The organism is Streptomyces sp. NPDC001339, from assembly GCF_042895955.1.
Classification (GTDB): Bacteria; Actinomycetota; Actinomycetes; order Streptomycetales; family Streptomycetaceae; genus Streptomyces.
In genome coordinates, this window is record NZ_JBIAWT010000007.1 from 391,564 (window position 1) to 417,040 (window position 25,477).

Sequence of the window (25,477 nt, forward strand, 5' to 3'; positions counted from 1 at the left end):
ATGCCGAAGCTCGAACTCCTCCCCGCCGTCGACGTCCGCGACGGCCAGGCCGTCCGCCTCGTCCACGGCGAGTCCGGCTCCGAGACCTCCTACGGCGACCCGCTGCAGGCGGCCCTCGCCTGGCAGCGGTCCGGCGCCGAGTGGCTGCATCTGGTCGACCTCGACGCGGCCTTCGGCACCGGCGACAACCGCGCGCAGATCGCCGAGGTCGCCCGCTCCATGGACATCAAGGTCGAGCTGTCCGGCGGGATCCGCGACGACGATTCGCTGGCCGCCGCCCTGGCCACCGGCTGCACCCGGGTCAACATCGGCACCGCGGCGCTGGAGAACCCCGAGTGGGTCGCCAAGATCATCGCCGAGTACGGCGACCGGATCGCGGTCGGCCTGGACGTCCGCGGCACCACGCTGCGCGGCCGCGGCTGGACCCGCGACGGCGGCGACCTCTACGAGACCCTGGCCCGTCTGGACTCCGAGGGCTGCGCCCGCTACGTCGTCACCGACATCAACAAGGACGGCACGCTCCAGGGCCCCAACCTCGACCTGCTGCGGAACGTCTGTGCCGCCACCGACCGCCCGGTGGTCGCCTCCGGCGGTGTCTCCTCGCTGGCCGACCTGCGCGCCATCGCCGAGCTGGTCCCGCTGGGCGTCGAGGGCTCCATCGTCGGCAAGGCGCTCTACGCCAAGGCGTTCACCCTGGAGGAGGCGCTGGAGGCCGTGGCGTCATGAGCGGCGTACGGCGCGTCCCGTCCGACGGCCCCTGGGAGGAGGCGTTCGGCCACTCCCGGGCGGTGGAACTGCCCAACGGCCTGGTGCTGGTCTCCGGCTGCAACTCCGTCGTCGACGGGCAGATCGTCGCCGGCGACCCGTACGAACAGGCCGTCAACTCCTTCCATGCCGCGCTGTCGGCGCTGGAGGAGCTGGGCCTCGGCCGGGACGACGTCGTCCGCACCCGTATGTACCTCACCCACGCCCGCGACGTGGACGAGGTCGGGCGGGCTCACAAGGAGCTGTTCGACGCCGTCCGCCCCGCCGCATCCATGATCATCGTCTCCGGCTTCGTGGACCCTCGCCTGGTCGTCGAGGTGGAAGTGGAGGCGTACAGAGAGGCACCCGAGTCATGACACTGGCCGTACGAGTCATCCCCTGCCTGGACGTCGACAACGGCCGGGTCGTCAAGGGCGTCAACTTCCAGAACCTCCGCGACGCCGGCGACCCCGTCGAAATGGCGAGGATCTACGGCGACGAAGGCGCCGACGAACTCACCTTCCTCGACATCACCGCCTCCTCCGGCAACCGCGAGACGACCTACGACGTCGTCCGCCGCACCGCCGAACAGGTCTTCATCCCGCTCACCGTCGGCGGCGGCGTCCGCACCGCCGAGGACGTCGACAAGCTGCTGCGGGCCGGCGCCGACAAGGTGGGCGTCAACACCGCCGCCATCGCCCGCCCCGACGTGATCCGCGAGATCGCCGAGCGCTTCGGCAGCCAGGTCCTGGTCCTCTCGGTCGACGCCCGCCGTACCGACGCCGGCACCCCGTCCGGGTACGAGGTCACCACGCACGGCGGCCGCCGCGGAACCGGTATCGACGCCGTCGAATGGGCCCACCGCGCCGCCGAACTGGGCGCCGGCGAGATCCTGCTGAACTCCATGGACGCGGACGGCACCAAGGACGGCTACGACCTCGCGATGATCGAGGCGGTCCGCAAGCACGTCACCATCCCGGTGATCGCCTCCGGCGGCGCCGGCAAACTGGCCGACTTCCCCCCGGCCGTCGCCGCCGGCGCCGACGCCGTGCTGGCCGCCTCCGTCTTCCACTTCGGTGACCTGCGGATCTCCCAGGTCAAGTCCGCCCTGCGGGAGGCCGGACACCCGGTGCGGTGACCGGACACCCGGTGCGCTGACCGGACATCCGGTGCGCCGACCGGTCCGGGCCGTTGGGCAGGCGGGAGTTGTGCCCCAGGGCCCGGACCGCGCCGCTTCAACGGGCCTCGGCGGCCCTTGGCGGCCTCGCGGCCTCAGCGGGCCTTGCGGACCGCCCGGACGAACTCCCGGTTCATCTTCGTGATGCTGAACAGCGGGATGCCCTTGGGACAGGCGGTGGCGCATTCGCCGGCGAGGGTGCAGCCGCCGAAGCCCTCCTCGTCCATCTGCGCCACCATGTCCAGGACGCGGGTCTCGCGCTCGGGAGCGCCCTGCGGCAGGACGTTGAGATGGTTGACCTTGGCGGAGGTGAAGAGCATCGCCGCGCCGTTCGGGCAGGCGGCCACGCACGCGCCGCAGCCTATGCACTCGGCGTGCTCGAAGGCGAAGTCGGCGTCCGGCTTCGGAACGGGCGTGGCGTGGGCTTCGGGAGCGGCACCCGTCGGCGCGGTGATGTAGCCGCCGGCCTGGATGATCCGGTCGAAGGCCGTCCGGTCCACCACCAGGTCCTTGATCACCGGGAAGGCCGACGCCCGCCACGGCTCGATGTCGATCGTGTCGCCGTCGGAGAACGACCGCATGTGGAGCTGGCAGGTGGTGGTCCGCTCCGGGCCGTGCGCATCGCCGTTGATCACGAGCGAACACGCGCCGCAGATGCCCTCGCGGCAGTCGTGGTCGAAGGCGACCGGGTCCTCGCCTTTGAGGATCAGCTCCTCGTTGAGGGTGTCCAGCATCTCCAGGAAGGACATGTCGGACGAGATGCCGTCGACCTCGTAGGTGGACATGGCGCCTTCGGCGTCGGCGTTGCGCTGCCGCCAGACGCGCAGGGTGAGCTTCATCAGGCGTAGCTCCGTTGCGTGGGGTGGACGTACTCGAAGACGAGGTCTTCCTTGTGCAGCACGGGGGCGGCGCCCGTGTCGGTGAACTCCCAGGCCGCCGCGTACGAGAACTCCTCGTCGCGGCGCTCGGCCTCGCCGTCCGGCGTCTGCGACTCCTCGCGGAAGTGACCGCCGCAGGACTCCGCGCGGTGCAGCGCGTCGAGGCACATCAGCTCGGCGAGCTCCAGATAGTCGACGACGCGGTTCGCCTTCTCCAGGGACTGGTTGAACTCCTCGCCGGTCCCGGGCACCTTGATCCGCCGCCAGAACTCCTCGCGGATCTGCGGGATCCGGTCCAGGGCCTTCCGCAGGCCTTCGTCCGTACGCGCCATCCCGCAGAACTCCCACATCAGCTCGCCGAGTTCACGGTGGAAGGAGTCCGGGGTGCGGTCGCCGCCGACGGACAGGAGCAGGTTCAGGCGGTCCTCGGTCTCGGCCACCACCTGCCGCACGGCGGGGTGCCCGGCGCTCACCTCGTCCTTGTGCGGGTTGCGGGCGAGGTAGTCGTTGATGGTGGCGGGGAGCACGAAGTAGCCGTCGGCCAGGCCCTGCATGAGAGCGGAGGCGCCGAGCCGGTTCGCGCCGTGGTCGGAGAAGTTGGCCTCGCCGACGGCGAACAGGCCGGGGACGGTGGTCTGGAGGTCGTAGTCGACCCACAGGCCGCCCATCGTGTAGTGCACGGCGGGGTAGATCCGCATCGGGACCTCATAGGGGTCCTCGGCGGTGATCCGTGCGTACATGTCGAAGAGGTTGCCGTACTTCGCCTCGACGGCTTTGCGGCCCATGCGCTGGATCGCGTCCGCGAAGTCCAGGTACACGCCCTGTCCGCCCGGGCCCACTCCTCTGCCCTCGTCGCAGACGTTCTTCGCGGCGCGGGAGGCGATGTCGCGCGGCACCAGATTGCCGAAGGAGGGGTAGATGCGCTCCAGGTAGTAGTCGCGCTCCTCCTCGGGGATCTTGTTCGCCGGGCGGGTGTCTCCCTTCGCCTTCGGCACCCAGATCCGGCCGTCGTTGCGCAGCGATTCGCTCATCAGCGTCAGCTTGGACTGGTGGTCGCCGGTGCGCGGGATGCAGGTCGGATGGATCTGCGTGAAGCAGGGGTTGGCGAAGTACGCGCCGCGCCGGTGCGCCCGCCAGACGGCGGTGGCGTTGGAGTTCATGGCGTTCGTCGACAGGTAGAAGACATTGCCGTAGCCGCCGCTGGCGAGCACCACGGCGTCCGCGAAGTACGTGTCGATCTTCCCGGTGATCAGATCGCGGGCGACGATCCCGCGCGCCCGCCCGTCGACGACGATCAGGTCGAGCATCTCCGTACGCGGATGCATCTCCACGTTCCCCGCGGCGATCTGCCTGCTGAGCGCCTGGTAGGCGCCCAGCAGCAGCTGCTGGCCCGTCTGGCCGCGGGCGTAGAACGTACGGGAGACCTGGACGCCGCCGAAGGAGCGGGTGTCGAGCAGGCCGCCGTACTCGCGGGCGAACGGGACACCCTGGGCCACGCACTGGTCGATGATCTCGACCGAGATCTGCGCGAGCCGGTGGACATTGGACTCCCGCGCCCGGAAGTCGCCGCCCTTGACGGTGTCGTAGAAGAGCCGGTGGACGGAGTCGCCGTCGTTGCGGTAGTTCTTCGCGGCGTTGATACCGCCCTGGGCCGCGATCGAGTGGGCCCGGCGCGGCGAGTCCTGGTAGCAGAACTGGACGACGTGGTAGCCCTGTTCGGCCAGGGTGGCGCCGGCCGAACCGCCCGCGAGGCCGGTGCCCACGACGATGACCGTGTGCTTGCGGCGGTTGGCGGGGTTCACCAGCTTCGCCTGGAAGCGGCGGGTGTCCCAGCGCTCGTGGACGGGGCCGGACGGGGCCTTGGTGTCGACGAGCGGCTCACCGGTCGTGTAGGTGACGAATTCAGCGGTCATGTCAGCTCACCACTCCGGTCATGACGCCCACGGGTACGGCGAGGAAACCCGCCGTGAGCAGCAGCGCGAGGGCGTTGGCAAGGGTCTTGAGGGCGCGGTCGCGGGTGCGGCTGCCCACGCCGAGGGTCTGTGCGGCGCTCCAGAAGCCGTGCCGGACGTGCAGGCCGACGGCGAGCATCGCGACGATGTAGATGACGTTGCCGTACCAGGTGGAGAAGGTGTCCACGACGTTCTGGTACGGGTGGCCCTCCTGGAAGCCGCCGGAGTGCACGGTGCCGGTCGTCAGGTCGAGGACGTGCCAGACGATGAACAGGCCGAGGATGATCCCGCCCCAGCGCATGGTGCGGGTGGCGTAGCTCGCGCGCCGCTTCTTGTGCACGTACTTGCTCGGGCGCGCCCTGATGTCGCGGCGGCTGAGCTGGTACGCGGAGACGGCGTGTGCGACCACGGCGACGACCAGGACGACGCGGATCAGCCACAGCGTCCACGTGTAGTGCATGAACGGCTCGCCGACCGTGCGCAGCCAGTGCCCGTACCGGTTGAACTCGTCCGCCCCGAAGTAGATCTTCAGGTTCCCGATCATGTGGGCGACCAGGTACAGCAGCATGATCAGGCCGCTGACCGCCATCACTGTCTTCTTGCCGACGGAGCTGTCCCACATCGTCCGTGCCACGGACGGCCGTCGGTCCGTCCGTGTCCGCGTTGCCAGAGCCATGGGTCCCGACGCTAGGGCCGGACGGCCCCATCAGTCCAAGACATGGTTCGGCTCATCTCGATAGGCCAGAGCTATCGAGACGCCGGACGTTCCCCGTACATTCCCCTTATGCAGCTCCAGCAGCTCCGCTACTTCACCGCCGTGGCCGACACCCGCCACTTCACCCGCGCCGCCGAGCGCGAGCACGTCGCCCAGCCCTCCCTCTCGCAGCAGATCCGCGCCCTGGAACGGGAGTTGGGCGCCGACCTCTTCCACCGCGCCCGTGGCCACATCACCCTCACCGACGCCGGCGAGACCCTGCTGCCGATCGCCCGGCGGATCCTGGCCGACGCCGAGACCGCCCGCCGCGAGGTCCAGGAGGTCGCCCAGCTGCGCCGCGGCCGGCTCCGCCTCGGCGCCCCGCCCAGCCTCTGCGCCAGCCTCGTCCCCGACGTCCTGCGGGCGTTCCACGCGGCCTATCCCGGCGTCGACCTGCTGATCACCGAGGACGGCTCGCAGGACCTGGTCCGCGCGCTCGCCGACGGGGCCCTGGACCTGGCCCTGATCATCACCCCGCTCCCGGTCCAGGCACCCGCGCTGGACACCTCCGACCTGCTGCGCGAGGAACTGGTCGTGGTCTCCGCCCCGGACCGGCCCGCCCCGGTGACCGGACGCCGCACCCGGATCCGCGTCGAGGACCTCCGGGGCCGCCCGCTCGCCATGTTCCGCCGCGGCTACGACCTGCGGGAGTTCACCACCGCGGCGTGCCGCGCGGCCGGTTTCGAACCCGTCTTCACCGTCGAGGGCGGCGAGATGGACGCGGTGCTCGGCTTCGTACGGGCCGGTCTGGGCATCGCCGTCGTCCCCAGCATGGTCGCCGAACGCTCCGGCCTGCGGGTCACCCGCTTCGCGACCCCCGGTATGCACCGCGTGGTCTCCGTCGCCCACCGTGGCGACGTCTCCCCGCCGCGCGCCGCCCGTGAGCTGCAACGGATCCTGATGGAGCACCGGGACCTGGGATGTCCCGAAGGGTGTCCGGTGGGGTCCGGCGGGTCCGGGCGCCCGAGGGGGGAGGCGGTGGCGTCCGGGAGTCCGGTGGGGAAGGCGGTGGCGTCCGGGCGTCCCGTGGCGGGTGATCCCGGCCGGTCGTAGGGTGGCCGTATGACGGCCCATGCGAAGCGTGAACGACTCCTGCTCGCCGACCTGTTGGAGAGCGCCGGACCCGACGCACCGACCCTCTGTGAGAACTGGACCGCGCGGGATCTCGCCGCGCACGTGGTGGTGCGCGAGCGACGGCCCGACGCGGCCGGCGGGCTCCTCCTCAAACCCCTGGCGGCCCGGCTGGAACGGGTGCAGAAGGAGTTCGCGGGCAAGCCGTACGACGAGCTGATCCGGCTCATCAGGACCGGCCCTCCGCAGCTGTCGCCGTTCGCCCTGAAGCAGATCGACGAGGCCTCCAACACCGTCGAGTTCTACGTCCACGCCGAGGACGTCCGGCGGGCGCAGCCGGACTGGACCCCGCGCGAGCTGGACCCGGTCTTCGCGGACGCGCTGTGGACGAGGCTCGAACGGGCCGCCCGGATGCTGGCCCGGAAATCGCCGGTGGGGCTGGTGCTGCGGCGGCCGGACGGGCGGACGGCGGTGGCACACCGCGGGACGCCGGTGGTCACGGTCACCGGGGAGCCGGGCGAGCTGACCCTGTTCGTCTTCGGACGCCGGGAGGCGGCCGAGGTGGAGCTGGACGGCGACAAGGACGCGGTCGCGCAGCTGACCGACGCGAAGCTGGGGATTTAGTCCGAAGCTGGGGGGGTGATCCGGGGGCTCCCGTAGGGGGCGGTCGAACAGATCCCGTAGGGGTCACGAGCGCCCCCTGTGGGCCCAGAACGCGGGGGGTGCGGAGGGCATTCCCGGCGCGCCGCCTACCTCCGCAGCACCAGCACGGCGACCACCACACCCACCGCCAGGGCCGCGGCGAACAGCGCCACCAGCACCCACAGCGCCACCCGCGCCGCCCGGTCCGGATCCGGCGGCGGTGGCGATGGGGGCACCTCCCATGCCCTTGGGGCTATGGGGGAGGGTGGCTGCCGATCGTGCATGTCCGCAGCATGCCGCACGGCACAATGGACCCATGACCAGCAGCCGCACCAGCGCCGCCGACTCCGGCCCCCCTTCTCCCGCCACACCCTCCCTGGATCCCGCCATCGCCGCCCGCCTCAAGCGCGGCGCCGACGGCCTGATCCCCGCCATCGCCCAGCAGTACGACACCGGCGAGGTGCTGATGATGGGGTGGATGGACGACGAGGCGCTGCACCGCACCCTGACCACCGGACGCTGCACGTACTGGAGCCGCAGCCGCCAGGAGTACTGGGTCAAGGGCGACACCTCCGGCCACGTCCAGTACGTGAAGTCGGTCGCGCTGGACTGCGACGCGGACACCGTGCTGGTCAAGGTCGACCAGGTCGGCGCCGCCTGCCACACCGGCGACCGCACCTGCTTCGATGCGGACGTACTGCCCACCGGACAGGACCACGCCCAGTAGGCTCCGCTGCCATGACCACGGGAACCACCGGCACCGCGCATCCGGACCTCGACACCTTCCGCACCCTCGCCAAGGACCGGCGGGTCATCCCCGTCACCCGGCGGCTGCTCGCGGACGGCGACACGCCGGTCGGCCTCTACCGCAAGCTCGCCGCCGAACGCCCCGGCACCTTCCTGCTGGAGTCGGCCGAGAACGGCCGGTCGTGGTCGCGCTACTCCTTCATCGGCGTCCGCAGCGCCGGCACCCTCACCACCCGCGACGGCCGGGCGCACTGGCTCGGCACCCCGCCGGTCGGCGTCCCCACCGACGGCGACCCGCTCGCCGCGCTCCGTGCCACCGTCGAGGCGCTGCACACCCCGCGGGACCTCGTCGAGGGCGCCGGACTGCCGCCCTTCACCGGCGGCATGGTCGGCTACCTCGGCTACGACATCGTGCGCCGCCTGGAGAAGATCGGTGAGCGGACCACCGACGACCTCCGGCTGCCCGAACTGACCATGCTGCTCAGCTCCGACCTCGCCGTCCTCGACCACTGGAGCGGCACGGTCCTGCTGATCGCCAACGCGATCAACCACAACGACCTCGACACCGGCGTCGACGAGGCGTACGCCGACGCGGTGGCCCGCCTGGACACCATGGCCGACGACCTCGCCCGGCCCGCCCCCGCCAGCGCCGCGGCGCTCCCGCCGTCCGAGGTCCCCCCGTACACCGCCGAGTGGGGCGGCCCGGCCTACCAGGACGCCGTCGAGGACATCAAGGAGCGCATCCGGGCCGGCGAGGCCTTCCAGGTCGTGCCCTCGCAGCGCTTCGAAACCCCGTGCACGGCAAGCGCGTTGGACGTCTACCGGGTGCTGCGGGCCACCAACCCCAGCCCGTACATGTACCTCTTCCGCTTCGAGGGCGACGGCGGTGCGGACTCCCCGCCGTTCGACGTGGTCGGCTCCAGCCCCGAGGCGCTGGTGAAGGTCGAGGACGGCCGGGCCATGGTGCACCCCATCGCCGGCACCCGCCCGCGCGGCGCCACGGTCCAGCAGGACCAGGCACTGGCGGACGAGCTGATGGCCGACCCCAAGGAGCGCGCCGAGCATCTGATGCTGGTCGACCTGGGCCGCAACGACCTGGGCCGGGTCTGCGAGCCGGGCAGTGTCGAGGTCGTCGACTTCATGTCCGTCGAGCGGTACAGCCATGTCATGCACATCGTCTCGACGGTCACCGGCAAGGTCGCCGAGGGGCGGACCGCCTTCGACGTGCTCACCGCCTGCTTCCCGGCCGGCACCCTCTCCGGCGCGCCCAAGCCCCGCGCGATGCAGATCATCGAGGAGCTGGAGCCGACCCGGCGCGGGCTGTACGGCGGCTGTGTGGGCTACCTCGACTTCGCCGGGGACTCCGACACCGCCATCGCGATCCGTACGGCTCTGCTGCGCGACGGCACCGCCTACGTCCAGGCGGGCGCCGGGGTGGTCGCCGACTCCGACCCGGTCGCCGAGGACACCGAGTGCCGCAACAAGGCGGCCGCGGTTCTGCGGGCCGTGCACACCGCCAACCACCTGGGCGGCTAGCTGCCCAGGTGGTTGGCTGCCCGGCGGGACCACCCCCGCGCACCGGTCCGGGCGGGCCGGTGCGCGATAGTGGTACGCGTGACTGCCGCACCCCGGACCCGTACCGACACCGCGCCCACGGATGCCACGGACGCCACGGACGCCACCGCGACCGTGCCCGCCGGGCCCGACGCGCCCGATGCGCCTGCCGAGCCCCACGCGCCCGGCCGTGGCGCCGGCCGCGGCGCGAGAAGGAGCCTCGCGGCGGCGCTGCTGGCCGGCGCGGCCGGTGCCGGCCTGGCGCTGCTGGCATCCGGCCGCACCTGGGCCGAGGGCTCCGCGCTGCTGCCCCAGGGCGAGCTGCCGCGCAGCGTGACCGGTGCCGATGTCACCGGCGTGCCCGGCGCGCTGGCCGTCGTGGGCCTGGCCGCGCTGGTCGCCGTCTTCGCGGTGCGCCGGACCGGCCGGGTTCTGGTCGCCGCACTGCTCACGCTCAGCGGCGCGGGCGTCGCCGCCGCCGCGGTGCTGGGCAACGGCGACACCTCGGCGCTGCGCGAGAAGGCCGCCACCGCCGTCGGACTGGCCGGCGCCGATGTGCAGAACGTCACGCACACCGGCTGGCCGTGGGTGGCCACGGCCGGCGGGGTGCTGCTGCTGGCCGCCGGGCTGCTGGCGCTGTTCCGCGGACGCCACTGGCCCGCCATGTCCGGCCGCTACGAGCGCACACCCGGCGGCGCCCGCGGTCCGCGGCGCGCCCCGGCGGCCCCGGACCTGGAGCGTCCGGAGGAGATCTGGAAGTCCCTGGACCGCGGCGAGGACCCCACCCGGTAGGGCCGAGAGCCCCGCCCGGCAGGGCCGAGAGCCCTGATCAGCAGGGCCTGGAACCCCGCCCGGTAAGGACCCGGTAAGGGGGTGCCGCCCGGCATCGGTGACAATGGACGGCGAGGATCACCGCGGCCGGACCCCGGCGCGAGAGAGCAACGAGGAGCAGTCAATGTCGAGCAGTGGCCACGGACACACCCCCGCCGCCTGGACCGGCGTCATCATCTCGTTCATCGGCTTCTGCGTCGCCGGAGCCTTCATCGTGGCGGGGAGTGCCCCCGGCTTCTGGGCCGGCATGGTGCTGATCGGCCTCGGCGCCGTGGTGGGCGGCCTGATGCGCGCCGCCGGTCTGGGCCAGGAGCCCCGGCGCTCGGCGAACCCGGCCGCTCGGGCGAAGGCCCAGCCGCAGGAGGGCTGAGCCCCGCCCGGATGGCGCCGCCGCCCGGCGCCATGACCGCCACCCGCTTCCGAAGGCGCCGCAGCCCCGCCGCCCGTACGGCCCCGGGACGTCGTCCGGCCGCTTCCGACCGCTCTCCCGGCACCCGCCCGACGGCGGTGAGCGGCGCCTTCGCGCATTCCCCCACGCCTGAACGGCGCGCGGGGACCCCAGCCGCGGACCGTGCGCGCACGCTGCCCAGGACAGCGCGCGCACGCCGCCGCGGACCGTAAAGGTCCAGGTCGTGGGGGTGCGGTCAACCGGATGCGAAACCTCCTCCCCGTCCCGGATACCATCAGAGGGCCAGCTGGGGCACCCCGTCTCAGGGGCAACGATCCGCCTTGACCGCTCAAGAAGGAGGCCGCTCTCGTGAGTGTGCTCGACGAGATCATCGACGGGGTCCGCGCCGACCTCGCGGAGCGGCAGGCGCGCGTCACCCTCGACGAGCTCAAGGAGCGGGCCCGCAAGGCACGCCCCGCGATGGACGGTGTCGCGGCGCTCAAGAGCGACAGCGTCAGGGTGATCTGCGAGGTCAAGCGCTCCAGCCCGTCCAAGGGCGCGCTCGCCGCGATCGCCGACCCGGCCGCCCTGGCCGCCGACTACGAAGCGGGTGGCGCCGCGGTCATCTCCGTCCTCACCGAGGAGCGCAGGTTCGGCGGCTCGCTGGCCGACCTGGAGGCGGTCCGCGCCCGGGTCGACATCCCGGTGCTGCGCAAGGACTTCATCGTCACCGCCTACCAGCTGTGGGAGGCCCGGGCCTACGGCGCCGACCTCGCGCTGCTGATCGTCTCCGCGCTGGAGCAGGAGGCCCTGGTCTCGCTGATCGAGCGGGCCGAGTCGATCGGGCTGACGCCGCTGGTCGAGGTGCACGACGAGGAAGAGGTGGCCCGCGCGGTGGACGCCGGCGCCCGGATCATCGGCGTCAACGCCCGCGACCTCAAGACCCTGGAGGTCGACCGGGGCAACTTCGCCCGGGTCGCGCCCGAGATCCCCGACCACATCGTCAAGATCGCCGAGTCCGGAGTCCGCGGGCCGCACGACCTGATCGCCTACGCCAACGACGGCGCCGACGCGGTGCTGGTCGGCGAGTCGCTGGTCACCGGCAAGGACCCCAGGACCGCGGTCGCCGACCTGGTCGCCGCGGGCTCCCACCCGGCGATCCGGCACGGACGCGCCTGACGGCCGGAACGCGTACTCCGCCATGACCGCCAGCGCCTGCCGCCGCCTCCGCCCCGAGGGCCGTCGTTGCGGGCTGCCCTCATGGCACCGCGGCTGCCGGGCGCCCGCACGCCGGGTGCGCGGCCGGCGGGTCCGCTACCACATCGGCTCGGAGCCGGGACAGATCAACGGACGCCGATGGCGCACGGCCGTGACGGCCGCCGCCCGCTGAAACAAGCGCTGCGACAAGCGCTGCAACAAGCACCGAGGACCGAGAGCCGAGGACCGATCGCCGCTGTCTCCGTCGTACGACGGAGACCGGCGTCCTCGGCACCGGCCCGCGCGGCGGCCGTTCCCGTAGCGTGATGTCCGGAATCCGAGCCGAGCGGGGCGAGTGCCCCGATCGAGGAGTGCGTCAGATGTCCTCCGATTTCTTCCTTCCCGACCCCGAGGGGCGGGTGCCCACCCCCCAGGGCTATTTCGGTGCCTTCGGCGGCAAATTCATCCCCGAAGCGCTGGTCGCCGCGGTCGACGAGGTCGCCGCCGAGTACGAGAAGGCCAAGGCGGACCCCGCGTTCGCGGCCGAGCTCAACGACCTGATGGTCCATTACACCGGGCGCCCCAGCGCGCTCACCGAGGTGCCGCGGTTCGCCGAACAGGCGGGCGGGGCCCGGGTGTTCCTCAAGCGCGAGGACCTCAACCACACCGGCTCGCACAAGATCAACAATGTGCTGGGCCAGGCCCTGCTCACCAAGCGGATGGGCAAGACCCGGGTCATCGCGGAGACCGGCGCCGGCCAGCACGGCGTCGCCACCGCCACCGCCTGCGCCCTGTTCGGCCTGGACTGCACCGTCTACATGGGCGAGGTCGACACCGAGCGCCAGGCTCTCAACGTCGCCCGGATGCGGATGCTCGGCGCCGAGGTCATCGCCGTGAGGTCCGGCAGCCGCACCCTCAAGGACGCCATCAACGAGGCCTTCCGCGACTGGGTCGCCAACGTCGACCGCACCCACTACCTCTTCGGCACGGTCGCCGGACCGCACCCCTTCCCCGCCCTGGTCCGCGACTTCCACCGGGTCATCGGCGTCGAGGCCCGCCGGCAGATCCTGGAACGCACCGGACGCCTGCCGGACGCCGCCCTCGCCTGCGTCGGCGGCGGCTCCAACGCCATCGGCCTGTTCCACGCGTTCCTCGGCGACGAGTCCGTCCGCCTGATCGGCTGCGAGCCCGGCGGCCACGGCGTGGCGACCGGCGAACACGCCGCCACCCTCACCGAGGGCACCCCCGGCATCCTGCACGGCTCCCGCTCGTACGTCCTCCAGGACGAGGACGGCCAGATCACCGAGCCGTACTCGATCTCGGCCGGCCTGGACTACCCCGGCATCGGCCCCGAGCACGCCTACCTCAAGGACTCCGGCCGCGCCGAGTACCGCGCCGTCACCGACGACGAGGCCATGCAGGCGCTGCGCCTGCTCTCCCGCACCGAGGGCATCATCCCGGCCATCGAGAGCGCCCACGCGCTCGCCGGCGCCCTGGAGATCGGCCGCGAACTGGGCCCCGACGGCCTGCTGCTGGTCAACCTCTCCGGACGCGGCGACAAGGACATGGACACCGCTGCCCGGTACTTCGGGCTGTACGACGACAAGGGCGAAGCGGACGTGAACGGCACCGTCCAGCCCACGGGCGAGGGGGAGAAGTGATGGCGGGCAACATCGAGCTGCTGAACTCCGTGCTGGCCCAGGCCCGCGCGGAGAACCGCGCCGCACTCGTCGGCTACCTCCCGGCCGGCTTCCCGACCGTGGACGACGGCGTACGGGCGATGACCGAGATGCTGGACGGCGGCTGCGACATCGTCGAGGTCGGACTGCCGCACAGCGACCCGGTCCTGGACGGCCCGGTCATCCAGACCGCCGACGACATCGCGCTGCGCGGCGGGGTGAAGATCGTCGATGTGATCCGTACGGTCCGCGAGGTGCACGCCGCCACCGGCGCGCCGGTGCTCTGCATGACGTACTGGAACCCGGTCGACCGCTACGGCGTCGAGCGGTTCGCCGCCGACCTGGCCGAGGCGGGCGGCGCCGGCTGCATCCTGCCGGACCTCCCCGTCGAGGAGTCCGAGGCCTGGCGCAAGGCCGCCGAACAGCACGGCCTGGCCACCGTCTTCGTGGTCGCGCCGAGCAGCCGGGACGAGCGGCTCGCCAAGATCACCGCGGCCGGCAGCGGCTTCGTCTACGCCGCCTCGCTGATGGGCGTCACCGGCACCCGCGAGTCCGTCGGCCGCGAGGCCCAGGACCTGGTGGCGCGCACCCGCGCCACCCCTGCTGCCCGACGTGGTCTCCCCGTCTGTGTCGGCCTGGGCGTCTCCAACCCCGAACAGGCCGCGGAGGTCGCCGCGTTCGCCGACGGGGTGATCGTCGGCTCGGCGTTCGTCAAGCGGCTGCTCGCCGCGGACGGCGACCTGGAGGCCGGGCTCGCCGGACTCCGGACCCTGGCGGGCGAGCTCGCCGAGGGCGTACGCAACCGTTCCTAGGGTCTGCCTCGGACCTGGCCAGGGTCTTCCTCGGGCCTGGCCAGGGTCTGCGTCGGACGTCCCGCCGCCCGGGGCGCGGCTCGCGGGCGGCCGTCCACCGTGACGCGGTGGGCCGTCCCTCAATAGGGCGAACATCGGTGCGGAGGGGTGCGCGGGCACCCCTCCGCTTCGTTGTCCAGGGGCGTGAGCCCGAAGAATCACGACAGGAGAAGCGCCCGCGAGCGGCTACAGGCCCAGCGGGCGAAGGAGCACGCGCGCTCCCGGCGCCGCCGTCAGGCGGTCGTCGCCGGGTCCGTACTGGCGGTGCTGGTGGCCGCCGGCGGTCTTGCCGTCTGGGCCTCCACGGCCGGCAGCGGCGGGAGCAGCTCCGACAACGAAACCGCACGCCCGAGACAGGCCACCGGCGGTGACCGGCCCGCCGTCCCGGTGGGCGCCCCCGAAGCCCCCTCCACCCTCACGGTGTGGGAGGACTTCCGCTGCCCGGCCTGCCAGCAGTTCGAGGTCGGCTTCCGCCCGGTGATCCACGAGCTGGAGGACGAAGGCCACCTCAAGACCGAATACCACCTTGTCACCATCATCGACGGCAACACCGGAGGCCAGGGGTCCCTCAACGCCGCCAACGCCGCCCTGTGCGCCCAGGACGCCGGACGGTTCCGCGACTACCACGACGTCCTCTACTCGAACCAGCCCAAGGACGAACTGGACGACAAGTTCGCCGACAAGCAGCACCTCATCAAACTGGCCGGCAAGGTCAAGGGCCTGGTGACCCCCGCCTTCACCCAGTGCGTCAACGACGGCAGGTACAACGGCTTCGTCCGGAAGTCCAGCGAAGCCTTCTCCCGCTCCGGTTACGGCGGCACCCCCACCGTCCTGCTCAACAGCAAGAACCTCGCCAAGGAGAAGAACGGCCACTTCACCCCCAAGGACCTGAAGAAGACGGTCCTGGCCGCCAACAAGGGCAAGCAGCCCGGGAATGCCCCGTCGAACGGCGGGAGCGCCGCCCCGGGCACCGCTCCGAGTCCCGTCCCGGGCAAGGGAGCCTCCCACCGGACGAGCGGCGCAGCCAAGGAGGACTCCTGACCGTGGCGTCGTTACCCAGCCGTAGCCGGGCGGGTTGTCGCCGACCCCGCCCGGCGCGGTAGCGTCGACCCTGCCATGGACCTCGCATTCATTCCCAGCCCGTCGGTCGGCGTCGTACACCTCGGCCCGATCCCGCTGCGTGGCTACGCGTTCTGCATCATCATCGGCGTCTTCTTCGCCGTCTGGCTCGGCAACCGGCGCTGGATCCGGCGCGGCGGCCGCTCCGGCACGGTCGCGGACATCGCCGTATGGGCCGTGCCCTTCGGGCTGGTCGGCGGCCGCCTCTACCACGTCATCACCACACCCGAGCCGTACTTCGGCGAGAACGGCCACCCGCTCGACGCCTTCAAGGTGTGGGAAGGCGGCCTCGGTATCTGGGGCGCGGTCGCGCTCGGCGCGCTGGGCGCCTGGATCGCCTGCCGCCGCCGTGGCATCCCGATGCCCGCGTACGCGGATGCGGTGGCCCCCGGACTCGCGCTCGCCCAGGCGATCGGCCGCTGGGGCAACTGGTTCAACCAGGAGCTGTACGGCAAGCCGACCGACCTCCCCTGGGCCCTGGAGATCAGCTCCGACCCGGCCATCGGGCGCATCGCCGGTACCTACCACCCGACGTTCCTCTACGAGTCCCTGTGGTGCGTCGGTGTCGCGCTGCTGGTGATCTGGGCCGACAAGCGGTTCCGGCTCGGCCACGGACGGGCCTTCGCGCTGTACGTCGCCGCCTACTGCGCGGGCCGCGCCTGGATCGAGTACATGCGGATCGACACCGCGCACCACATCCTCGGCCTGCGGCTGAACGTCTGGACCGCACTGATCGGCCTCGTCCTGGCCGTCGCCTACATGGTGGTCTCCGCCAAGCGGGCACCGGGCCGGGAAGAGATCGTGGAGCCCGGGGCGCTGGAGGAGCGCGCGGCCCAGGAGGCCGCCGCCGAACAGGGCACGGCTGCCGGTACGGGTACGGACACGGACACGGAGGCCGCCGAGGGCGGCGAGGTCACCCTGCGGAAGCCGGCGGACCGGACGCCCAGGACACCGCGGACGCCGAAGAAGCCGGGGGAGAAAGCCTCGGAGAGGGCGGCCGGCAGCGGCACCGGCAGCGACAAGAAGTCCTGAGCAGCGGCGGGAAGCCCTGACCGGGGCGGGACGACCGCCGGACCACGGAGCGCCGGGCGGGTGCGGGGGAGACCTCGACACCCGCCCGGCGCTCCGCTGTGTACGGTCCCAGGTCCCAGGTCCCAGGTCCCAGGTCCCAGGTCCCAGGCCCCCATCCCTCATCCCTCATCCCCAGGCCCCCATCCCCAGGCCACGGCAGGCCTCAGCCGCGCCGCCGCGCGGCCAGCGACAGTACCCGCCGTGCCCCCGCCACCACCGCCGCGTCCACGAACCGCCCGTCCGGCAGCGCTCGCGCCCCGCCGCCCTCCTCCTCCGCCGCCCGCACCACCTGCTCCGCCGCCGCCACCTCCGCGGGCGAGGGCAGATGAGCCGCCTCGATGACCGGGAGCTGGCGGGGGTGGATCGCCACCCGGCCCAGGAACCCCAGCGCCCGGCCCTGCGCACAGGAGCGGGCCAGGCCGTCCAGATCGCGTACGTCCGGGTAGACCGACTGCGGCGGCGGGGCCAGGCCGGCGGCGCGGGCCGCGACCACCGTCCGGCTGCGCGGCCAGGCCAGCCCCGCGTCGTCCCGTACGCCCAGCTCCGCGCAGAGATCGGTCTCGCCGAGCGCGATCCCGCGCAGCGCCGGGTGCGCGGTGGCGATGGCGAAGGCGTGCTCGACGCCCAGCGCGGACTCCAGCAGGGCGTACAGCGCCGGCGACGCGCCGCCCACGGCCCGGTCCCTCGTCGGCCGCTGCATGGCTGGGCCCGTCGCCCAGCGCACCGCCCGGTGGACATCGGCCGGCCCGCGCACCTTCGGGAGCCGCAGCCCGGACAGGCCCGGCAGCGCGGCGAGCGTACGGATTTCGGTCCCGGCGAGCGGACCGTCCAGCGCGTTGACACGGACGTGCACCGGCGCGGGGCCCGGGTCCGGCTCGCTGAGCAGCTCGGCGGTGGCCCGCAGGGCACGCGCCTTGCGGTCCGGGGCGACCGCGTCCTCCAGGTCGATCACCACCACATCGGCCCCGCAGCCGAGCGCCCTGGCGACCACCTCCGGGCGGTCACCGGGCGCATAGAGCCAGGTCAACGGCGTTCGGACGGGGACTTCCCCGGGTGCGCCCGGCACCCCGGGTGCGTCGGGAACCCCGGGTGCGCCGGAAGCCCGGGGAGTGCCGGTCTCCCGAGGAGGGCGCACCGTCACAGCGCACCCGCCCGGCGCAGTCCGTCGATCGTGGCGCGGTCCATACCGATCCCGGTCAGCACCTCGTCGGTGTCCGCGCCGTGCGGGCGGCCCGCCCAGCGGATGGCGCCCGGTGTCTCCGAGAGCCGGAAGAGGACGTTCTGCATCCGCAGGGTGCCCAGTTCGTCGTCCGGGACCTCGGTGACGGTCCCCAGTGCCTGATACTGCGGATCCGCCAGCACACCGCGGATGTCGTAGACGGGCGCGACGGCCGCCTCGGCCTTCTCGAACGCGGCCAGCACCGCGGCCCGGTCGTGCCGGGCGATCCATCCGCCGACCGCCTCGTCCAGCTCATCGGCGTGCGCGGCCCGCCCGGTGCCGGTCGAGAACCAGGGTTCGTCGATCAGCTCCGGCCGGCCGACGAGCCGCATCACCCGCTCGGCGACGGACTCGGCCGAGGTGGAGACCGCCACCCATGAGCCGTCCGCGGTGCGGTAGGTGTTCCGCGGCGCGACGTTCCCGGACCGGTTGCCGGTCCTCGTCTGGACGTGGCCGAGCTGTTCGTACCAGAGCGGCTGCGGGCCGAGCACGGTCAGCAGCGGCTCGATCAGCGCCAGGTCCACGACCTGGCCGCGGCCGTCGGAGTCCCGCCCGCGCAGCGCGGTCAGCACGGCGTACGACGTGGTCAGCGCGGCGATCCCGTCGGCGAGGCCGAACGGCGGCAGGGTCGGCGGCCCGTCCGGCTGCCCGGTGATCGCGGCGAATCCGCTCATCGCCTCGGCGAGCGTGCCGAACCCGGGGCGCCGGGCGTACGGGCCGAACTGGCCGAAGCCGGTCACCCGGGCCAGTACCAGCCGCGGGTTGACGGCGGACAGCTCGTCCCAGCCCAGGCCCCACTTCTCCAGCGTTCCGGGCCGGAAGTTCTCGATGATGACATCGGACCCGGCGGCCAGCCGCAGCAGCACGTCCCGGCCGTCCGGGTGGGACAGATCCAGCGTCATGGTCTTCTTGTTGCGGCCGAGCAGCTTCCACCACAGTCCGATGCCGTCCTCGGCCGGCCCGTGGCCACGCGCAGGGTCCGGCCGCCGCGGATGCTCGATCTTGATCACCTCGGCACCGAAGTCCCCCAGCAGGGTGGCGGCCAGCGGCCCGGCGAAGAGCGTGGCGAGGTCGAGCACCCGCAGCCCGGCCAGGGCCTGCGCCGGGAGTCCCTCTTGCCCCTCCTGTCTCTTCCGTCCCTCCTGCCTCGCCTGCCTCGCCTGTCCCTCCTGCCCCGCCTGTCCTGGCGGGCCGGACCGGGACGGGTCCGTCGGGGTGTGATGGCCGGTCATGGTGCGGATGCCTCCGGTCGGTCGGGGGTGCGGACGGCGAGCGCGGCGGTCCGGCGCGCCAGGGTGTCGAAGCCGATGCCGTCCAGCCCTCCGACGCCGGTGGCGAGCCGGTTGCCGAGGGGTGCCGTCCAGCGGTCGGGCAGCGCGGCCGGCGACCCGGCGAGCAGTCCGGCCAGGGAACCGGCCGTCGCGCCGTTGGAGTCGGTGTCCCAGCCGCCGGACACCGCACGGCAGAGGGAGCCGGTGAAGTCCCCGTCGGCATGGGTGAGCGCGGCGGCCAGCAGCGCCGCGTTCGGCACCGCGTGCACCCAGTGGTGGTGCCGGTACTCCGCGTGCAGCCGGTCGACGACGGCCGCGAAGCCCTCCGCCGTGCCGGTCGGCTCGTCGTGTGCCGCCGCGATGCCCAGGCGGACGGCCCGGGCGAGCCGGGACCGCGGCGGGACCACGGCGAGCCCGGCCCGCAGTGCGCCGTGCACATCCGCGTCACCACCGGCCGCGGCCGAGAGCGCGGCGGCCGCGAACATCGCCGCGTACACCCCGTTCGCGGTGTGGCTGAGGACGGCGTCCCGCCAGGCCTGCGCCGCGGCGGCCGCCGGATCGCCGGGCCGGGTCCAGCCGTGGACGTCCGCCCGGATCCGCGCGCCGATCCACTCCCGGAACGGGTTGCGGTACCGCGCGGTGTCCGGCGGCTCGATCCCGTCGAGGAGGTTGCGGTACGCGATGCGCTCGGCGGTGAAGGTACGGCCGGCCGGCAGCTCGTCCAGCCACAGCTGTGCCAGATCGGACGTGCCGAAGCCGGGCCCGTGACGTTCGAGCAGCAGCAGCCCCAGCAGCGGGTGGTCGAGGTCGTCGTCCTCGGGCATCCCGGCGATGTTCTCGGCGAGCGAGGTGTCCCGGCTGCGGCGGTTCCACGGGTGGCGGGCGGCGACCGCCGGGTCGAGTCCGGTCCCGGTGAAGTACCCGCGCAGCGGCCAGTTCCCGGTCGAGCGGGCGATCGCCCGGATCCCGTCGAGCGGCAGCTTCTCGACCGGTTTGCCGAGCAGACATCCGGCCGCCCGCCCGAGCCAGGCGGCTTCCAGCCGCGCGGTCAGCGCCCCCTCGCCGTCCACCCGAGCCGTCAACGTCCCGCGAGGCCAGGATCGCTGAATGCCCGTCAGTTCGGTGGGCTCGTCGTCCGCCAACGGGCAGGGCAGCAGGGCGAGTTCATCGAGCAGTGCCGTCGCCAGGGGGCGCAGGGCCGGGTCGGCGGGGCCGGGGGAGGCGCCCGCCCGGTCCGGTGCCGGCGGGCCGCCCGCGGTCCGCCACCGGTGCGCGATCCCGGCGGCGTCCCGGCCGTCCTCCGCCGCCTGCCGCAGCTCGTGCCCGAGCAGGTCCTCCGGCTGCACCCAGGTCACCCGGAGCGGCGCCCCGTACGCCGGTGGCGCCGGCCGGGCACCGGCCGCCGTGGTCGTCACCGTACGCCCGCCTCCGTCATCGCCGGGATGGCCGAGATCGCGGTGAAGGCCTGCTCATGGGTACGGGCGCGGGCCCGGTCCCGGGTGAAGATCTCGCGGGCGACGGTGGCCAGCGACGCGCCGGGCGCCTGCAGATCCAGCCGGCTGGCGCGGGCGACCTCCCCGCTCCACTCCTCCGGTACGGCCGCGGCACCGCGCAGCGCGCCGGCCAGCGCGCCGCTCATCGTGGCGATCGAGTCGCAGTCGCGGCCGTAGTTGACCGAGCCGAGGACGGTGGCCCGGTAGTCGCCGCGCCCGACCAGCAACATGCCCAGGGCGATGGGGAGTTCCTCGACGGAGTGCAGCCGGGAGGGGCGGCGGGCGCCCAGTGAGGGGTTGCGGTAGTCGGGGCCGACGGTGTCGAACGGGGCGACCGCCGCCCGCAGCGGCGCCAGCGCGGACTCGAAGTCCGCGAGCGGCGCGGCGGCCTCGCAGACCGCCTCGATCGCGGCGCGGGTGCCGTCCTTGGCGAGCCGCAGCGCCTGGACGACCACCGAGGACGGAGTGGCGTCGGGCGCGAACGCGGCGGCCACCGCGGCGGCGAACACCCCCGCCGCCTCCCGCCCGTACGAGGACTGATGGGCGCCGGCGATGTCCAGCGCCTCGGCGTAGGCCCGGTCCGGGTTACCGGCGTTGACGATACCGACCGGCGCCATGTACATCGCCGCACCGCAGTTGACGATGTTGCCGACGCCCGCCTCGCGCGGATCGGCGTGGCCGTAGTGCAGCCGTGCCACGATCCACTTCTCGGCGAGGAAGATCCGTTGCAGCGGCAGCGCCTCGGCCTCCAGCTCCGGGATCCAGCGCGGGGTGCCGATCAGGTCAGGTACGAGGTGGTCGGCGATGTCGTAGGCGTCGAGGTGGTCGCGTACCGACTCGTAGACCCGGACCAGGGCATGGGTCATCAGGGTGTCGTCGGTGACGTGCCCGTTTCCCTTGTGGTACGGGGCGAGCGGGCGGGCGGTGCGCCAGTCGTCGTGGAACGGGCCGACGATGCCGGTGACCCGGCCGCCGTGCCGTCTGACGATCTCCTCGGGCGCCCGGCCCTCGACCGGCCCGCCGAGCGCGTCACCGACGGCCGCGCCGACCAGCGCACCGATCGCCCGGTCCTCCAGGGAAGGCGATGGGGGTCCCCCCTGGACCGATGGGGGTCCCCCCGGTCGAACGGAGTTGAGACTGGGGGCTTGTCGGAGGTCCTTGGGGGAAGGGCGCGCCGCCGGTGCGTCGGCTGCCGTGGGCGCGACCGGCCGGACCCGGGCGGCCGCGGCCGGGGGGTCGGGCAGGCCCGGCGCGGTCGGCGGGGTCTCGCTGGTGTACGTCATGGATGGAGGAGTCCTTCCGCAGTGGGGGAGCAGGCCGGGGCCGGTGCGGCCTCGGGGAGAGCTGGGGAGACGGCTGGGGAGACGGCTGTGGGGTGGGCTTCGGGCGGGGCCTGAGGGGTGGTCGCGGTCGGCTCGGTACCGGCGAGCTGTCCGGTACCGGCGAGCCGCCCGGCCAGCTCGACCAGGTCGGTGCCGGCCAGCCGGGGCAGCGCGCAGCCGGAGAGCACCCGGCAGGCGTCACGCCAGGTGCGGGGCAGCGCGGCGGCGCCGGTCAGCGCCCCGGTCAGCGCCCCGGCGAGGGCGGGCGCGGAGTCCGCGACCCGGGACAGACAGGCGGCGGCCGGGACCGCCTCGGCGACCAGCCCGTCCGTCGCCAGCGCGAGTGCCAGCGCGACGGGGACGGTCTCGGCGGCGGCGATGCCGTAGCTGTAGACGTGGTCGACGATCTCGTGCTCCAGCACGGGTACCAGGGCGAAGGCGTCACCGGAACGGCCGGGGCAGGGGCGGCCGGAGGGGCGGCCGGAGTGGCCGGAGTGGGCCGAACGGCCGTCCCGGCCGGGGGAGTCGAAGGCGAAGGTCTCGGCCAGCCGGAGCGCGTGCAGCGCGTTGCGGCGGATCTCGGTGCCCTCGGGGAGCTGGCCGAGCGCGGTGCCGACGCAGTCCGCGGCGGGCCGCCCGGCGAGCGCGGCCGCGACCGCGGCGGCCATCGCCCGGGCGCCGTGCACCCCGTCGCCGTCCTGGGTGTAGCGCGCGTCGTACTCGGCCAGATCGGCCGCCGCGGCCGGTTCGCCCGGGTGCACCACGGCCAGGACGGCGGCCCTTACGCAGGCCGCGTCGTCGAAGAAGTGCGGATTGTCGTGGCCGGTGGCGGGCGGCCGCAGCCCGGCGGCGAGGTTGCCCAGCCCGGCCCGTACGGAGATCCGCGCGCGCAGCGGCAGCACCGCGGACTCCACCTCGGGGGCCCGGTCCGCGGCCGCGGCGACCTCGTTGGCCAGCGCGTTCCACGCCAGGTCGAGGGCGGCGCGGATCCGGCGGTCCCCACCGGTGCCGCCGAGCCGGGCACCGGCGGCGGTGAGCACGGCCTCGGCGGTGAAGGCCGCCCATTCGGCGTCGTCGGACGGGCCGAGGAGCAGCGGCTCCGGCGGCTGGTTGAGGGCGATCGGCACAGGGAGCGTGGTGGTGGCGTTCTGTTCGGCGAAGGTGTCCAGCTCGCGGGTGAGCCGCCGGGTCCACTCGGGCATCCGCGCCGCCCGGTGCCGCGCGGCGGGCCACCCGGCGGCATCGCCCGCGGCCAGCCCGAGCAACAGCCCCTCGATACGGCTGCGGGGAGAGGGGGCCGCGACGACCCGGGGCGGGCACCGGCCACTCATCCGGCCCCCACCCCGCTCGCCGCGTGCGCCCCGCTCACCGCGTTCGCGGCGGCCCCGGCGCCGGTCCCGTCCGCCGCCCCGCCACCCGGTGCCAGCAGCGCCGCGACGTCCAGGACGTGATAGCCGGCCATCGACGGCAGACAGCTGCCACGGGCCGGGCCGATGGCGGCGCTCCAGGCCTCGGGGATCGCGTCGGCCCCGTGGAGCGCACCGGCCAGCGCGCCGGCCACCGCCGCCGTGGTGTCGGCGTCGCGGCCCATGTTCACCGCGGTCAGCACCGACCCGGAGAAGTCACCACCGGCCGCGGCGAAGGCCCCGAACGCCAGGCCGACGGCCTCCGGCGCCAGATCCGTCCAGGGGTAGCCGCCGACCACCACGGCGGAGCGCACCGCGCGCTCGGTGCCGAGCCGGGTGATCTCCGGATCGTGCCGGCAGCGCTGGGCGGCGCCCACCGCGCGGCGCAGCGAGCGGGCGGTCCAGGAGTCCTCCGGTACGACGGAGAGCGCGGCGGCGATCACCGCGTTCGGGGAGTCGGCCACCATGGCGGCGGCCACCCCGGCAGCCACCGCCCGCCCGCCGTGGATCCCTTCCCCGTCGTGGCTGACCGTGCCATCGATGGCGACCAGCCGGGCGGCCTCGGCGGGCCGGCCGGCGGCGAACACCCCGAACGGCGCGGCGCGCATCGCCAGTCCGTCGCTCCAGGCGTGCCGGTGCTGTGCCGAGATGGGGGCGGCCAGGCCGCGGCGCAGATTCTCCAGGGTGCCGCGCTCGCTGAAACCGGCGCCACGGAACGGCCCTTCGTCGCGGTCGGCGATCCACTGGTGCCAGGCCGCCTCGACATCGGCGACGGTCAGCGCCGAACCGTGTGCCGCCAGCAGCAGCCCGGAGAAGATGGCGTACTCGGTGTCGTCGGTGCCGGCCGGGTCGTCCTCGACGAAGCCCTCGATCCGGCCCCAGCGGCACCGGATCTGAGAGGGCTTCATGTTCTCCGCGGGCGCGCCCAGCGCATCCCCGACGGCCAGCCCCAGCAGCGCACCGCGGGCCCGGTCGCGTACCGGGGCGGGACGCTCCGGCGGCGGGGACGGGGGGTGCTCTGGGTTCATGGTGGTATCCGTGCCACGCCGCGGCCCGGCTCTCCTGCCCACGGCGGCAGGGTCACCCGGTCGACTCCCCGGACAGACCACAGGCGGACCACGGGCACATCGCAGACGGACCAGAGGCACATCGCGGACGGCCCGCGAACGGCCCATGGACAGCTCCCGGCACCCGCTGTGACCGGGGTCTCAACTCCCGCATCGGAGGAAAACCGCAGGTCAGAGAGGTAAGTTCGGCCTTCCTTGCTAGCGGAGGAGGGCAATTCGCGCATAGCTTCGAGGTGTTGGAGGGGGAAGTGCCGCCGTCGGCCCACACCCCGGTGAAGGAAGCAGGTCCAGCTATGTCCGTCATGGAGATCATGGATGCCGCGGCGCCGACGCATGTGGCCCACCGCGACAACCACACCCACCGCGATGTGAACGGCGGCTGGCTGCGCCCCGCCGTCTTCGGCGCGATGGACGGCCTGGTCTCCAACCTCGCCCTGATGACGGGCGTCGCCGGCGGTGCGCTGTCCCAGCAGACGATCATCATCACCGGCCTGGCGGGGATGGCCGCCGGCGCCTTCTCGATGGCCGCGGGTGAATACACTTCGGTCGCCTCGCAGCGCGAGCTCGTGCAGGCCGAGCTGGACATCGAGCGGGCTCAGCTGCGCAAGCACCCGAAGGACGAGCAGGCGGAGCTGGCCGCCCTGTACACCTCGCGCGGGGTGGATCCGGCGCTCGCCCGCGAGGTGGTCGCGCAGCTCTCGAAGGACCCCGAGCAGGCCCTGGAGATCCATGCCCGTGAGGAGTTGGGTGTCGACCCGTCCGACCTTCCTTCTCCCGCCGTAGCAGCGGTCTCATCCTTCGGATCGTTTGCTTTGGGTGCGATTTTGCCTGTCCTTCCTTACCTGTTGGGGGCTTCCGCGATCTGGCCGGCGGTGCTGTTGGCGCTCCTCGGACTCTTCGCCTGTGGTGCGGTCGTGGCGCGGGTGACGGCGCGTTCCTGGTGGTTCAGCGGGCTGCGGCAACTGGCCCTCGGCGGGGCCGCCGCAGGTGTGACCTACGCCCTGGGGGCACTCTTCGGAACCGTCGTAGGGTGACTGCGCCATC

General features: G+C 73.4%; 26 protein-coding genes. 16 read left to right on the forward strand and 10 right to left on the reverse strand.

The annotated features are described in order from the left end of the window. From priA to hisF, 3 genes are read left to right on the forward strand one after another with little or no spacing between them, the layout of a single operon-like run. Nucleotides 1–726: a bifunctional 1-(5-phosphoribosyl)-5-((5-phosphoribosylamino)methylideneamino)imidazole-4-carboxamide isomerase/phosphoribosylanthranilate isomerase PriA gene (gene priA, locus ACFY12_RS22630; RefSeq protein ID WP_390717864.1), complete on the forward strand. Its 726-nt coding sequence runs from the start codon at nt 1–3 to the stop codon at nt 724–726. Further along, entirely contained in the window at nt 723–1,121 is a 399-nt protein-coding gene (locus ACFY12_RS22635; protein ID WP_390717652.1) for a RidA family protein, read from the forward strand. The genes priA and ACFY12_RS22635 overlap by 4 nt, the downstream gene beginning before the upstream one ends. After that, a complete protein-coding gene (gene hisF, locus ACFY12_RS22640) occupies nt 1,118–1,882 on the forward strand; it encodes an imidazole glycerol phosphate synthase subunit HisF (protein ID WP_390717653.1) in 765 nt (254 codons plus the stop codon). The genes ACFY12_RS22635 and hisF overlap by 4 nt, the downstream gene beginning before the upstream one ends. A gap of 134 nt (nt 1,883–2,016) precedes the next feature. Here the strand turns inward: hisF and ACFY12_RS22645 are convergent, their stop codons facing one another. Genes ACFY12_RS22645 through ACFY12_RS22655 form a run of 3 tightly spaced genes read right to left on the reverse strand, consistent with a single transcriptional unit; the run spans nt 2,017 to nt 5,385 of the window. Next, the gene (locus ACFY12_RS22645; protein ID WP_390717654.1) at nt 2,017–2,760 is read right to left on the reverse strand and encodes a succinate dehydrogenase/fumarate reductase iron-sulfur subunit; all 744 of its coding nucleotides are present in this window, start codon (nt 2,758–2,760) and stop codon (nt 2,017–2,019) included. Continuing rightward, on the reverse strand, nt 2,760–4,712 hold the full coding sequence (locus tag ACFY12_RS22650) for a fumarate reductase/succinate dehydrogenase flavoprotein subunit (RefSeq protein ID WP_390717655.1): 1,953 nt from the start codon (nt 4,710–4,712) through the stop codon (nt 2,760–2,762). The genes ACFY12_RS22645 and ACFY12_RS22650 overlap by 1 nt, the downstream gene beginning before the upstream one ends. Nucleotide 4,713: 1 nt before the next feature. Next, nucleotides 4,714–5,385, reverse strand: coding sequence for a succinate dehydrogenase (locus ACFY12_RS22655; protein WP_390717865.1), 672 nt, complete (start codon nt 5,383–5,385; stop codon nt 4,714–4,716). Between the two features lie 150 nt (nt 5,386–5,535). Here ACFY12_RS22655 and ACFY12_RS22660 point away from each other — a divergent pair, with 150 nt between their 5' ends. Together ACFY12_RS22660 and ACFY12_RS22665 are read left to right on the forward strand one after the other, a co-directional pair. After that, nucleotides 5,536–6,558, forward strand: coding sequence for a LysR family transcriptional regulator (locus ACFY12_RS22660; RefSeq protein ID WP_390717656.1), 1,023 nt, complete (start codon nt 5,536–5,538; stop codon nt 6,556–6,558). 9 nt (nt 6,559–6,567) lie between these two features. After that, nucleotides 6,568–7,200 carry a TIGR03085 family metal-binding protein gene (locus ACFY12_RS22665; protein ID WP_390717657.1) on the forward strand — a complete coding sequence of 211 codons (633 nt, stop codon included), beginning with the start codon at nt 6,568–6,570 and terminating at the stop codon, nt 7,198–7,200. A 125-nt stretch (nt 7,201–7,325) separates the two neighbouring features. On the opposite strand, the gene ACFY12_RS22670 is transcribed toward ACFY12_RS22665, so the two are convergent. Further along, on the reverse strand, nt 7,326–7,502 hold the full coding sequence (locus ACFY12_RS22670; RefSeq protein ID WP_390717658.1) for a hypothetical protein: 177 nt from the start codon (nt 7,500–7,502) through the stop codon (nt 7,326–7,328). A gap of 32 nt (nt 7,503–7,534) precedes the next feature. Here ACFY12_RS22670 and hisI point away from each other — a divergent pair, with 32 nt between their 5' ends. The 10 genes from hisI (at nt 7,535) to lgt (ending at nt 16,616) form a co-directional block, all read left to right on the forward strand. Then, on the forward strand, nt 7,535–7,945 hold the full coding sequence (gene hisI, locus ACFY12_RS22675) for a phosphoribosyl-AMP cyclohydrolase (RefSeq protein ID WP_390717659.1): 411 nt from the start codon (nt 7,535–7,537) through the stop codon (nt 7,943–7,945). An 11-nt stretch (nt 7,946–7,956) separates the two neighbouring features. After that, nucleotides 7,957–9,501, forward strand: coding sequence for an anthranilate synthase component I (locus ACFY12_RS22680; RefSeq protein ID WP_390717660.1), 1,545 nt, complete (start codon nt 7,957–7,959; stop codon nt 9,499–9,501). A gap of 78 nt (nt 9,502–9,579) precedes the next feature. Next, on the forward strand, nt 9,580–10,311 hold the full coding sequence (locus ACFY12_RS22685; protein ID WP_390717661.1) for a TIGR02234 family membrane protein: 732 nt from the start codon (nt 9,580–9,582) through the stop codon (nt 10,309–10,311). 163 nt (nt 10,312–10,474) lie between these two features. Then, nucleotides 10,475–10,720 (forward strand): HGxxPAAW family protein, encoded by a 246-nt coding sequence (locus tag ACFY12_RS22690; RefSeq protein WP_390717662.1) that lies wholly within the window; start codon nt 10,475–10,477, stop codon nt 10,718–10,720. Between the two features lie 387 nt (nt 10,721–11,107). Beyond that, entirely contained in the window at nt 11,108–11,917 is an 810-nt protein-coding gene (gene trpC / locus ACFY12_RS22695; protein WP_390717663.1) for an indole-3-glycerol phosphate synthase TrpC, read from the forward strand. A gap of 22 nt (nt 11,918–11,939) precedes the next feature. Continuing rightward, nucleotides 11,940–12,128 (forward strand): tryptophan biosynthesis modulator TrpM, encoded by a 189-nt coding sequence (trpM, locus tag ACFY12_RS22700; RefSeq protein ID WP_390717664.1) that lies wholly within the window; start codon nt 11,940–11,942, stop codon nt 12,126–12,128. A gap of 187 nt (nt 12,129–12,315) precedes the next feature. Further along, a complete protein-coding gene (trpB, locus tag ACFY12_RS22705; RefSeq protein WP_390717665.1) occupies nt 12,316–13,596 on the forward strand; it encodes a tryptophan synthase subunit beta in 1,281 nt (426 codons plus the stop codon). Then, entirely contained in the window at nt 13,596–14,426 is an 831-nt protein-coding gene (trpA, locus tag ACFY12_RS22710) for a tryptophan synthase subunit alpha (RefSeq protein WP_390717666.1), read from the forward strand. Before trpB ends, trpA begins: the two co-directional genes overlap by 1 nt. A 183-nt stretch (nt 14,427–14,609) precedes the next feature. Continuing rightward, on the forward strand, nt 14,610–15,506 hold the full coding sequence (locus ACFY12_RS22715; protein ID WP_390717667.1) for a DsbA family protein: 897 nt from the start codon (nt 14,610–14,612) through the stop codon (nt 15,504–15,506). A gap of 75 nt (nt 15,507–15,581) precedes the next feature. Continuing rightward, nucleotides 15,582–16,616 carry a prolipoprotein diacylglyceryl transferase gene (gene lgt, locus ACFY12_RS22720; RefSeq protein ID WP_390717668.1) on the forward strand — a complete coding sequence of 345 codons (1,035 nt, stop codon included), beginning with the start codon at nt 15,582–15,584 and terminating at the stop codon, nt 16,614–16,616. A gap of 202 nt (nt 16,617–16,818) precedes the next feature. On the opposite strand, the gene ACFY12_RS22725 is transcribed toward lgt, so the two are convergent. The 6 genes from ACFY12_RS22725 to ACFY12_RS22750 all read right to left on the reverse strand — a co-directional run bounded on the left by ACFY12_RS22725 (nt 16,819) and on the right by ACFY12_RS22750 (nt 24,394). Continuing rightward, nucleotides 16,819–17,721: an HpcH/HpaI aldolase/citrate lyase family protein gene (locus tag ACFY12_RS22725; protein WP_390717669.1), complete on the reverse strand. Its 903-nt coding sequence runs from the start codon at nt 17,719–17,721 to the stop codon at nt 16,819–16,821. Nucleotides 17,722–17,792: 71 nt separating this feature from the next. Further along, nucleotides 17,793–19,106 (reverse strand): CaiB/BaiF CoA transferase family protein, encoded by a 1,314-nt coding sequence (locus ACFY12_RS22730; protein ID WP_390717670.1) that lies wholly within the window; start codon nt 19,104–19,106, stop codon nt 17,793–17,795. Beyond that, nucleotides 19,103–20,560 carry an ADP-ribosylglycohydrolase family protein gene (locus ACFY12_RS22735; protein ID WP_390717671.1) on the reverse strand — a complete coding sequence of 486 codons (1,458 nt, stop codon included), beginning with the start codon at nt 20,558–20,560 and terminating at the stop codon, nt 19,103–19,105. Before ACFY12_RS22735 ends, ACFY12_RS22730 begins: the two co-directional genes overlap by 4 nt. Then, nucleotides 20,557–21,921 (reverse strand): ADP-ribosylglycohydrolase family protein, encoded by a 1,365-nt coding sequence (locus tag ACFY12_RS22740; RefSeq protein ID WP_390717672.1) that lies wholly within the window; start codon nt 21,919–21,921, stop codon nt 20,557–20,559. Before ACFY12_RS22740 ends, ACFY12_RS22735 begins: the two co-directional genes overlap by 4 nt. Continuing rightward, the gene (locus tag ACFY12_RS22745; RefSeq protein ID WP_390717673.1) at nt 21,918–23,291 is read right to left on the reverse strand and encodes an ADP-ribosylglycohydrolase family protein; all 1,374 of its coding nucleotides are present in this window, start codon (nt 23,289–23,291) and stop codon (nt 21,918–21,920) included. The genes ACFY12_RS22740 and ACFY12_RS22745 overlap by 4 nt, the downstream gene beginning before the upstream one ends. Then, nucleotides 23,288–24,394 carry an ADP-ribosylglycohydrolase family protein gene (locus tag ACFY12_RS22750; RefSeq protein WP_390717674.1) on the reverse strand — a complete coding sequence of 369 codons (1,107 nt, stop codon included), beginning with the start codon at nt 24,392–24,394 and terminating at the stop codon, nt 23,288–23,290. Before ACFY12_RS22750 ends, ACFY12_RS22745 begins: the two co-directional genes overlap by 4 nt. 341 nt (nt 24,395–24,735) lie before the next feature. On the opposite strand from ACFY12_RS22750, the gene ACFY12_RS22755 reads away from it, so the two are divergent. Further along, a complete protein-coding gene (locus ACFY12_RS22755) occupies nt 24,736–25,467 on the forward strand; it encodes a VIT1/CCC1 transporter family protein (protein WP_390717866.1) in 732 nt (243 codons plus the stop codon). Nucleotides 25,468–25,477 lie beyond the last annotated feature (10 nt).